Annotated in this window: 9 protein-coding genes; all 9 read right to left on the bottom strand. The window is 38.4% G+C overall.

Translation table 11 applies throughout. The features are described 5' to 3' along the window. Window positions 1–302: 302 nt before the first annotated feature. A complete protein-coding gene (locus ACFSAV_RS01695) occupies window positions 303–1,643 on the bottom strand; it encodes a phospholipase (protein ID WP_379095489.1) in 1,341 nt (446 codons plus the stop codon). Window positions 1,644–1,709: 66 nt separating this feature from the next. After that, complete coding sequence (locus tag ACFSAV_RS01690) at window positions 1,710–3,176, bottom strand: GntT/GntP/DsdX family permease (protein ID WP_379095486.1); 1,467 nt, start codon at window positions 3,174–3,176, stop codon at window positions 1,710–1,712. Window positions 3,177–3,187: 11 nt separating this feature from the next. Beyond that, the gene (denD, locus tag ACFSAV_RS01685; RefSeq protein WP_379095483.1) at window positions 3,188–4,135 is read right to left on the bottom strand and encodes a D-erythronate dehydrogenase; all 948 of its coding nucleotides are present in this window, start codon (window positions 4,133–4,135) and stop codon (window positions 3,188–3,190) included. A 136-nt stretch (window positions 4,136–4,271) separates the two neighbouring features. Then, window positions 4,272–6,071, bottom strand: a complete 1,800-nt coding sequence (locus tag ACFSAV_RS01680) for an alpha/beta hydrolase (RefSeq protein WP_379095480.1) — start codon at window positions 6,069–6,071, stop codon at window positions 4,272–4,274. A 1-nt stretch (window position 6,072) separates the two neighbouring features. Beyond that, window positions 6,073–6,747, bottom strand: a complete 675-nt coding sequence (locus ACFSAV_RS01675; protein WP_101776243.1) for a cyclase family protein — start codon at window positions 6,745–6,747, stop codon at window positions 6,073–6,075. Between the two features lie 14 nt (window positions 6,748–6,761). Further along, entirely contained in the window at window positions 6,762–7,544 is a 783-nt protein-coding gene (gene otnI, locus ACFSAV_RS01670; RefSeq protein WP_101776244.1) for a 2-oxo-tetronate isomerase, read from the bottom strand. 1 nt (window position 7,545) lies between these two features. Next, on the bottom strand, window positions 7,546–8,178 hold the full coding sequence (otnC, locus tag ACFSAV_RS01665; protein ID WP_379095476.1) for a 3-oxo-tetronate 4-phosphate decarboxylase: 633 nt from the start codon (window positions 8,176–8,178) through the stop codon (window positions 7,546–7,548). After that, a complete protein-coding gene (gene otnK / locus ACFSAV_RS01660; RefSeq protein ID WP_379095473.1) occupies window positions 8,175–9,416 on the bottom strand; it encodes a 3-oxo-tetronate kinase in 1,242 nt (413 codons plus the stop codon). Before otnK ends, otnC begins: the two co-directional genes overlap by 4 nt. Further along, window positions 9,416–10,324 carry an L-threonate dehydrogenase gene (ltnD, locus tag ACFSAV_RS01655; protein ID WP_379095470.1) on the bottom strand — a complete coding sequence of 303 codons (909 nt, stop codon included), beginning with the start codon at window positions 10,322–10,324 and terminating at the stop codon, window positions 9,416–9,418. The genes otnK and ltnD overlap by 1 nt, the downstream gene beginning before the upstream one ends. Window positions 10,325–10,429 lie beyond the last annotated feature (105 nt).

Genomic DNA, 10,429 nt, shown 5'->3' with positions numbered 1-10,429 from the left:
GGTCGTACAGTGGGTGCTGGTGTTGTAGCGAAAATTATCAAATAATTGAATTTTCAATTAGATTGAATAATAGAGGAAGGCGTATCGAGAGGTACGCCTTTTTTGTTTCCAATATTTCTGTAAACAAATAATAAATACAAAAACTCATGCGTTAAGTTGCATGAGTTTTCTATTCCACATAACTGAAATCATAAACAAGATATCAAGTGTTTAGCGTTATTAGCTTAAATACAACAAAATTTCAAAAAAACTGACCGCACTTTATATCCAATCTTGTTTCACTAAAGCTTAGTGACATCATATTATTTAGCTAACCGTTGTTCTAATAGCCACATTATCACTTCAGGGCTATTAAACACAGCATCCCATGTATTATGTGGATTATTATTAATAATGCCATTATCGCCTACTTGTTGTACGCTAAATTCGGTATATTTCACATTTTTTGCATTCACTTTATTCTGCAAAATATCGTAATTAATTCGTGATCCTACTACAGGTGAAACTTTATCTTCGATACTATGGAAAAACCACATCGGTACATCTTTCAACGCAGATAAACTCTCGACCGTCGCATTACCATCTATCCATTCAACAGTGTTAGCTTCTCGTCCACTCATCAGTAATGCACCAGCAAAAAAGTGCGGTCGTTTTTGCAACAAATATAAGCCACCTTCTGCACCACGCGATAAGCCTACAATATAAATACGTTTTGTATCAATATTAGGATTATTCGCCATCACCTCATCTAACATTTTAAATACTAGCTGATGACGATTATCTGTTTGCCAATGGATACCTTTTTTATCAAACGGATCAAATACAGAAGCATATTGTGGTGCGAGTACAAATCCATCTTCATATTGCAAAGTAGCGATTGCACCTTTACTTGACAATAAGTGTGCCATATTATCTTTGCCAACTTGCCCTGAACCATGTAAAAACAGCGTTAATGGATACTTTTTGCCCTCTTGCAAAGTCGGTTTGTATAAACGATAAAGTAACTGATTATCTGCCTTAGCTAAAGAAATTGAATGAGCAGTAAAATCATCAATATAACGAGTTTTCACTTGCGCTTTAGTTGCTGCTTGCTTAATTTCACTAGACTGTAATGTCTTACCATTAGTTAATTTTAATAAGCCTGCTTGCTTAATCGTATACACTAATTTATCGTCATAAAATACAGGGACGCGATTAGCCTGTACTTTTTCAACGTCAACAAGCTGTCCTGTACTATCTTTTGACTTAAATTTAACGGGTTGATTATTTTCTACTTTCAACGAGTAGAAATCCGCATTTTTATCCCGTTCATCTAACTCTAAAATCACAAATCGTCCCGCTTTACTTTGATATGCCTTATTCGGCGTATCATTCACATAAGCTCGAAGTAAAGTTCGTGGCATCGCTTCTGCTTGCTCAAGTGCGGTCTGAATTTGGTAAATTTGACGTAAATCACTGCCTGCCAGCAAATTCGCTTCATATTCCACTGCAATACCCGTAATTTTCGCGCCTTTTTCTGTCACATCTGCTAACAAGGTGGCATTGATCGCTTTTGGCATTTGTGGACTATCTGGTATTTGAGTAGAAGCAGTACTAAATAAAGGAAAACTGGCACAAGATAAAATAAGTATTTTTCTTAACATAACGAGGCTCCATAAAAGAATAGCAACAAACTAGGCGAGATTGTTGCTATTCATTAAGTTAATTAATTACAGTTTTTTACTTTGTACATTGACATATACAAGAATCGCAGCAAGTACACCCAGTGGTAATAACAAGTCAGTAATTGAGCCATCATTGCCCCAAATTAAGTTGGCTAAAATCACAGAACTACCACCAATTGCCCATGCAATTGTAGTAGGCACAGACCACACAATCATTTGCTTCTTCACATCATTGATTCCCATCATACGATTTACAACCCAGAATAAACTATCGTTGAAATAACCGAAGAATAAAGACCCCATTGTTGCAGCTTGCGCAGCTAATAACATATTCACACCTGGAATTTGTGCCAAAATAGGCGCAGAAATTGATGCTGCGGTAATCATTGCCACTGTACCTGAACCTTGAATAAAACGTACTAACGTCGAGACGATAAACGGAATCAAGATCGGTGAAATTGGTAACGCCGCAACCTGTTCTGCAAGCTCTTTACCTGCACCACTCTCACGTAAAACTGCACCTAACGCACCACCTGCACCCGTCACTAATAGGATAATCCCTGCGGTTTTTACGCCTTCTTCTAAATGCAATGCAGTTGTGGTTTTATCTACATTAGGTAATAAAGTATACACTGCGACTAATACGCTAATTGCCAATGCAATCATTGGATGACCAATGAAATTGAAGACTTGATAAAGTGTATTTTCAGCTAATGTCGGATTTGTTTTCGCCATTAAACCTAAAATAGCTTTTATGAAAATCAAACCTATTGGTAATAAAATTGGTAATAATGATAAACCTAGGCTTGGTAGATTTTTCTTCTCACGACTTTCAATATAATCATCGTATTTTTGTTTTAGTTCTTCTTGGCTAAACACTTCTTGGTTAAAAGTTGGATATTTTTTATCTAGCCATTTCGCATAAAGAACCATACCCACTACAGGTAATACTGCCATTGCCATACCAACTAACAACATTGCGCCAATATCGACACTAAATAAGCCCGCTACCCCCAATGGACCTGGTGTTGGTGGTACAGTATGATGGGTTACGACTAATCCTCCAGCTAATGCAACGCCCAATGTCAATAATGAACGTTTACCATTTTTAGCCAATGCTTTAGCGACTGGATAAAGAATAACGAACGCAGAATCAACGAAAATCGGGATACTAACAACATAACCAGTTATCGCTAATGCCCATTCTTCTTTTTTCTTACCTAGGAATTTAATGAAGCTATATGCCATTTTTTCAGCAGCACCAGATACTTCAAGAATGCTCCCCATCATGACACCAAGACCAATAACAATCCCAATTCCCCCTAAAGTACCACCAAACCCTTTCGTAATTGCACCTAAAGTGTTATCTACACTCATTCCCCCAATTAAACCAGCAATCGCGGCGGCAATCAGCATTGCAATGAACGCATGTACTCGAGTTTTTAATACTAAAAATACTAAGACAAATACGGCAACTAACAAGCCGATAATTGGAATAGGTAATCCAAACATAACGCCTCCCGTTACATATCACATTGAATAAATTGTTGAATCACATCAGCAAAATTTTGATCGGCGCTAAAACCTAAACCAAACGCTTGTGAACAGTTAATCGCAGCAGGCCAACTTGCCACGATATTATTTACGCCTTCATCAAATTCAAATTTCACATACTGTAAAATCTGTTCTCCTTTAACCTTCGCTAAATCAGCCAGCATTTGTTCAACACTCACGCTAAAGCCCGGTAAGTTGATGACATGCCAATCGCGTGCAGGTAAAGAAGGTAATTGAAGTGCATGAATAAAATTGTTGACGACGGTATTCGGGCTGGATAACCATAAATTCAGTTTTTCTGATACAGGGCAAATCGCCTCTTCTTGATGTAGAGGTTCACGAATAATACTGCTCACAAAAGAAGAAGCTGCTTTATTTGGCTTGCCTGGACGAATACAGATCGTTGGTAAACGCAAAACAATCCCATCCACAAAACCTTTGCGACTATAATCATTGATTAATAGCTCACACATCGCTTTTTGTGCACCATAGGTTGACTGTGGCGTGACTGCGGTATGATCTTGAATCAATGCAGGTAACTGACCACCATATACCGCCAAAGAACTGGTGAAAATGAAACGAATTTTAGGATTATTATGACGACAAATTTCAAGCAAATTACGTGTTGCTAAAAAATTAATTTGATAGCCCAGATCTGGATCTTGTTCCGCATGGCTACTCACAATTGCAGCTAAATGAAAAACCACATCTGTTTTACTATCAATAATGTCTTCTAATCCCACTGGATGACGTAAATCCATTTCGTAACAACGTACTCTTGGATCATTATTTGGCGCCACAGGCTTAATCACATCAATCAGAATAAGCTCATCGACTACCACATTAGATTGGGATAACAAGGTTTTTGCTAAACGTTGTCCAAGAAATCCTTGTCCTCCCGTAATAACAATTTTCATTATTTTCTCCTCAATTTCTGATCGCACTTTTGGCTATATTTTGTGCAAATCACGGTTTAGGATGTAAAAAATGCCCTACCCATCAACAGCAGGGCATTTTTACCAATTAATAACAACGTTGCTGACTAATTAAGTTTTATGCGAGGAATCGACCAATTACTTGACCGCCTACTAAAACCCAAGTCATTAAGAGAGAGGTGAAAAATACACCCAAATAAATGTAACCCGTTTTCAAATAGCACCAGTGATTGATTACAGTAAACACAATGAACTGTGGAATAATGACAGCTAACATCATCATCCAGCGCCCACCAAATTGTGGTAAACCGAGTAAATCGAAGCCAGGACCAATTTGCATAAAGCCAGGCACAAAATGGAATAGCCACAAGATAACTAATCCCGCTGTGGCAAAAATGATTGTTTTGATACTCCAAATAATTAGTGTTGAATGGAAAGATGCCGCCAATTTTTGCTTCATTTGTACTGACACAATCAATCCATTAAAGATGAAGAAAAAGGCTAAAATCGGTAACCAATAAACAAAGAACAAACTAAAACGTTCTGCAGTTAACGGTTTCAACAATGGCCATAAGAAGCGTAATTCTACGCTCAAAGCTTGATAAATTAAGCTTGTAAGTAAATACAAACCTAAAACTAATATCACACTGAGTAGTAAATAACGCCCAATAATTTGACCTGTTGTTAATACCGAAGAATGACTGGTTACACCAAATTCCGCCAGTGAAATAGCCGCTTTTCTTTTCCATAGGCTAAATAAAATTAAGCCAACAATACCACTTACAACTAGCCATAAAACAATACCATTACCCATTTCTAATGGCATAAAGCTCAATTTAGATGCAATAGGTTCATTCGCACCACCCCACTGAGTAAACAATGGATACAGCAACATAGTTAACACAATATTGACCGCAGCAAACACCCACCATTGTTTATCAGAAATTGCGGTTTTTTCTGTCACAGGTTTACGTGCGGCAGAGAAATATGCGCTGTTTAATAAGCCACTTGCGAAAAATAATGCGGCGATTAAGGCTGAGCCTAAAGCAAATAACCCCGCAAACTCTTTATACCAATAAGTCTGCTGATCAGGTTCAAGCCAATCTGTCCCTTTTTCGCCATTTTGTAGCGCTTGGTTAAACCAAAGAATGGCTTCCTTATTACTGTCAGCCGCAATCATCACACCAAGATGAGTTCCATCAACTATAGCAGCACGACGTGCAGAACCATCGTTAAAATCACCATAAGTATGATCCCATTTTAATGTGTCACTTTCCGCCAAACCAAAAGCACTCAAACGTTTAGGGTGAGTGACTAAATCTTTCACAGGGAAAGTTCTTTCACGGTAACCACCAATTTCCTCATATAAACCTTGAGTTAATAAGTAGTTATTCAGCTCCATATCGCCACCATTACTACTTAATCCATTGACTGCTTTATGATCTGGATTAAGTTTAGCGACACGAATCGCGTTCAGCGCACCTGTTGAGTGCCCAAAAACGCCTAAACGTGTTTTATCTACGAAAGGTAAGGATTTCAAATATTGATAGCCGTTATTTGCCCCACTCATATTTTTATTCGAAGCAGGCAACTTTGTCGAATAACCATGCCCAAAGTGGTCAATCGCCAATACCACAAAACCACGTTTTGCTAACTCTAACGCGCCAAAAGTACTGGTTGCTTCTTTATCACTTTGGTAGCCATGCAAAGCAAGTAAGCCTGCTTTGGGATTTTCTGCGCTTGCAGAAACAGGACGATATAATTTAGCAACCATAGGTTGCATTTCTTCAGTCATAAAACTGACCGAACTTACTTCAATCCGCCCGAAATCACGATCAATAGAAGAGGCAAGATAAGCACAAAGGAAAGTGAATAACAAAAATACACTCCCCCAAAGATAATTTTTTGTTAAATTCATATTAAACTCCTTCTGCCAGTACAGTGACTTGTGCACTATCAATTCCTTTGACTAATAAAGGCATTGCTAAAACACGTTTTAAAGTTTTGTTATTGAGCTGTGATAATTTCATGTCTTCAATAATGCAAATAAAGTTATCTTTATACATTCCCAGCATCACTTGATGAGCCTCAACACCATGATCAGGATTCGCCGGTGAAGCAAGGGAAATAAAATCAAAACCAATGGCTTTCAAATTACTCGCATGATCAATCAAATATTTCGCAGCTTGAATACTGACTGCTCCACCATTTGCTGCATATTGCTGTGGATCATCAACCCTTAATTGCTCTAATCCAGTGCGAATGAATAAACCATCTGCTTGCTGAATTTGTGCTAAATAAGGTTCAAGATCTTCTGGCTCAATTAATGTGCCTGCCGTTTTAGGCACATCAATCAAAAGGGGCTTTTCATAAATAAACTGTGTTAAAGGTAACTCGGTAATAGATAACCCATTTGGATTAAAATGCTTAGGCGCATCAAAATGCGTACCAAAATGATTAAACAAATGAATAATGGCACTGTTATACACATCACCTTGTGCCGTGCTTGTACAAATATCATAAGTCAGTGTAGGCTCACCCGGAAATCCTGGGTCCTTCACATCTAATGGATAAGAAAGTAACTGATAATTCATTGCTATCACCTGATCTATTCTTGCTGATAAGGTTTAAACCAATCTAAACCCGCGACAGTTTCAATTCTTGGTTTATATTCACAACCAACAAATCCTTGATAACCAATTTGATCCAACTTATCAAAAAGATATTGATAATTTATTTCACCTTCATCAGGCTCATGACGATCGGGCACTGATGCGATTTGAATATGTGCGACTTTATCTTTGAGTTGATCAGTTAGGCGTGATAAATTGCCATCAACATTTTGCGCGTGAAAATAATCCAGTTGAATAAAGACATTATCTCTATCCACTAAATTGACAATTTCTAAGGTATCAAACTGACTTTTTAACAAATAATTCGGCTTAACTTGCGGGCTTAACGCTTCTAATAAGATCTTGATTCCATGCGGTTTAAATTTTTCTGCCGCATAGCGAAGATTGTTGACAAATGTTTGTTTATATTGCGTTTTATCTGCACCTTCTGGCACAACAGCTGCCATAATATGTACATTAGGGCAATTCAGGGCAAGTGCGTATTCTAAAGCTAAATCAATGTCACGTTGGCTATCTGCTTCACGATTTGGAATAGCAGAAACACCCCATTCACCTTCATCAATATTGCCTGCTGATGTATTAAATAACACCTGCTGTAAACTATATTGATCTAATTTCGCTTTCAGCACATCTGCTGGATAGTCATAGGGCCATAAATATTCAACATATTTAAACCCAGCTTTCGCAGCGGCTTCAAAACGATCTAAAAAAGGCACCTCAGTGAACATCATGGTTAAATTTGCTGCAAATTTTGGCATATTACTTTCCTCTATTTTCGAGATCTTTCACTTCGTTATCAGTGAGATAACGAATTTTTTGTCCTTGCAAAATAAAATACAGCTTTGCGGTTTCTTCTAATTCTTCGGTATTGTCTACTGCATCAACTAAATCGCAGCCTGTTACGACAACACCATGATTAGCTAATAAAAATGCTTTACCAGATAAGGCTCTTTCACTCAATTCACGTGCAATATTCACGTCTCCTGGGCGATAATAAGGAATCACAGGCAATTTACCTACTCGCATGACATAGTAAGGTGTGAACGCTTGCATCGCGTTATCTGGATTTAAATTTTCCAAACAAGATAACGCCGTTAAATAAGTGGAATGTAAATGCACAATGGCTTTACAATCTGGATTTTTTTTGTACATAGCGAGATGAAATACCGATTCTTTCGACGGTTTTTTACCAGATAACACATTCCCATCCATATCAAGCACAGATAAGCTTTCAGCCTCTAAACGACCTAAAGATGAGCCGGTGGGGGTAACTAAAATCCGTTTATCATCTAAACGAACTGATAAATTTCCTGCCCCTCCTACGGTATAACCACGCTCAAACAACGAGCGTGCAAGATTGACCATTTCGATTTTTTGTTCTAATTCCGTCATACAAACATTCCTTGTGCAAAAGCAAAAAAGTCTTCTGTACCAAAGTTACCTGATTTCAATGCTAAGAAAATATTGTCATCTAATGCTTTTAACCAAGGCACGCCTGGCGCAATTTGTTTACCAATATAGAATCCAGTAAAGCCCAGTTGCTGTACAACAATGCTTGAAGTTTCTCCCCCCGCCGTGATGAAATTTACTACACCTGCTGCTTTTAATTTTTGTGCTAATTGAGCAAAGGTATTCTCAATTGCATGACTTGCTTTATCTGCACCAAATTCTGCTTGAATCTGTTTCAATTTCTCTGGCGAAACTGTGGCATAAACCATCGGGGCTAATGCATGATGTAAATTTGTAATGACCCATTGCGCTAGCTCATCAGCGTAAGCTGGATTCGAAATGCTTTGTGCTACGTCTAAGTAAAAGTGCGGTGCTTTTTCGGCATATTTTGCCACCTGTTTATTAGTCATGACAGAGCAAGAACCTGACAACACAACCGTTTTTGCTTTACTTGGTAATAACGCATTATCCCCTTGCTTACCACCACTTAAACGTGCTGCCATGTAAGCAGCTAAACCAGAACCCCCTGTGACTAATTTAAAATCAGCGATCGCCTCTGCAAGGACCGCTAATTGGCTGTTATCCACAGAATCCACTACTGCATAACGACAGCCTTGCTGCTTTAATTCAGCAAAGCGTGACTTCACAAATTCACAGCCTTTCATGAGATCTGCATAGCTCACTAAACCCGTCTTACCTCGTGCTTGCTTATCCATTAAGCGTACTAAATTAGCATCTTTCATCGGTGTAATTGGGTGATTTTGCATGCCAGATTCATTTAAAAGCACATTACCCACAAACAAATAACCATTAAAAATAGTACGACCATTCACAGGCAACGCAGGACAAATCATCGTGAAATCATCTTGTAACGCATCTAATAATGCATCAGTAACCGGACCAATATTACCTTTCTCAGTACTATCAAAAGTGGAACAATATTTAAAATAAAACTGTTTACACCCATTTTGCTGCAACCACGCTAATGCTTGTAACGATTGGGCAATCGCTTCTTCGACTGGATTTGAACGCGATTTTAAGCTGATTACGATGGCATCAACTTGACTTTGTAATGCACAATCAGGTACACCATTCATCTGTACTGTTTTCAGTCCATTTTCTACTAAGAAGCTAGCAATATCACTTGCTCCAGTGAAATCATCTGCAATCACACCTAACATTACGCTTCTCCTTTTTTACTTGGTAATTCAACCCCACTGAAAATTTTAATCACTGCACTATCATCTTCTTTGCCATAACCTGCATTGCTAGCAGAGGTGAACATATTAAAAGCTGTACTTGCGAGTGGTAATGGGAATTTCAACGACTTCGCAGTATCTGTGACTAAGCCTAAATCTTTGACGAAAATATCCACCATAGATAACGGCGTATAATCACCCTCTACCACGTGTTTCATCCGATTTTCAAACATCCATGAATTACCTGCCGCATTAGTCACTACGTCATACATTAAATCAAGTGGGATTCCTGCACGCGCTGCTAATGCCATTGCTTCAGCACCAGCAGCAATATGAACGCCTGCTAATAGCTGGTGCACAATTTTAACTGTTGAACCTAAACCAATTTCCTCGCCAATGTTATACACTTTGCCTGCTACAGCATCTAACACAGGTTGTAGCTTCGTAAAAGCTTGTTTTGAACCAGACGCCATTACTGTCATCTCGCCAGCAGCTGCTTTTGCCGCGCCACCAGAAACAGGAGCATCTAACATAAATAAACCTAACTCTGTTAATTTTTGTGAAATTTGTTGTGCATCTTGGGCAGAAATTGTCGAAGATACCATCACAGCCGTACCAGGTTTCAAATGCGCTGCCAGACCGTTATTACCAAAAAGTACCGCATTGACTTGATTTGCATTGACTACCAGTAACACAACAGCATCTAAATCTTGTGCAAAACCCACCGCACTTTGTGCAACTTGCTTTGCACCATCTGCTTTAAGCTTTTCTAAGGCAACGGGGTTAAGATCTACGCCGTAAGTCGCCAAACCTGCACGCACACAAGATTGTGCTGCGCCCATTCCCATAGCTCCTAAACCAATGACTGCAACTGAAAAATCTTGATTCATAAGTTCCTCCACCTATTTTTTGAACGAATATTTTACTATTAGTTATATTGCCTATTTTTTACAAATAAATCTGCGATCTAGATCTCAAAAATTAACAATTTAATG

Origin of the sequence: Pasteurella oralis, from assembly GCF_042681465.1 — a bacterium.
GTDB lineage: Bacteria > Pseudomonadota > Gammaproteobacteria > Enterobacterales > Pasteurellaceae > Pasteurella > Pasteurella oralis.
The sequence above is the reverse complement of the archived record's forward strand: the minus strand, read 5'-3'. Positions and strand labels throughout refer to the sequence as shown.

What these genes read in the sequence shown, in the direction of transcription:
- ACFSAV_RS01695 (WP_379095489.1), bottom strand. Translation starts at nt 1,643, where the DNA reads ATGTTAAGAAAAATACTTATTTTATCTTGTGCCAGTTTTCCTTTATTT.
- ACFSAV_RS01690 (WP_379095486.1), bottom strand. Translation starts at nt 3,176, where the DNA reads ATGTTTGGATTACCTATTCCAATTATCGGCTTGTTAGTTGCCGTATTT.
- denD (WP_379095483.1), bottom strand. Translation starts at nt 4,135, where the DNA reads ATGAAAATTGTTATTACGGGAGGACAAGGATTTCTTGGACAACGTTTA.
- ACFSAV_RS01680 (WP_379095480.1), bottom strand. Translation starts at nt 6,071, where the DNA reads ATGAATTTAACAAAAAATTATCTTTGGGGGAGTGTATTTTTGTTATTC.
- ACFSAV_RS01675 (WP_101776243.1), bottom strand. Translation starts at nt 6,747, where the DNA reads ATGAATTATCAGTTACTTTCTTATCCATTAGATGTGAAGGACCCAGGA.
- otnI (WP_101776244.1), bottom strand. Translation starts at nt 7,544, where the DNA reads ATGCCAAAATTTGCAGCAAATTTAACCATGATGTTCACTGAGGTGCCT.
- otnC (WP_379095476.1), bottom strand. Translation starts at nt 8,178, where the DNA reads ATGACGGAATTAGAACAAAAAATCGAAATGGTCAATCTTGCACGCTCG.
- otnK (WP_379095473.1), bottom strand. Translation starts at nt 9,416, where the DNA reads ATGTTAGGTGTGATTGCAGATGATTTCACTGGAGCAAGTGATATTGCT.
- ltnD (WP_379095470.1), bottom strand. Translation starts at nt 10,324, where the DNA reads ATGAATCAAGATTTTTCAGTTGCAGTCATTGGTTTAGGAGCTATGGGA.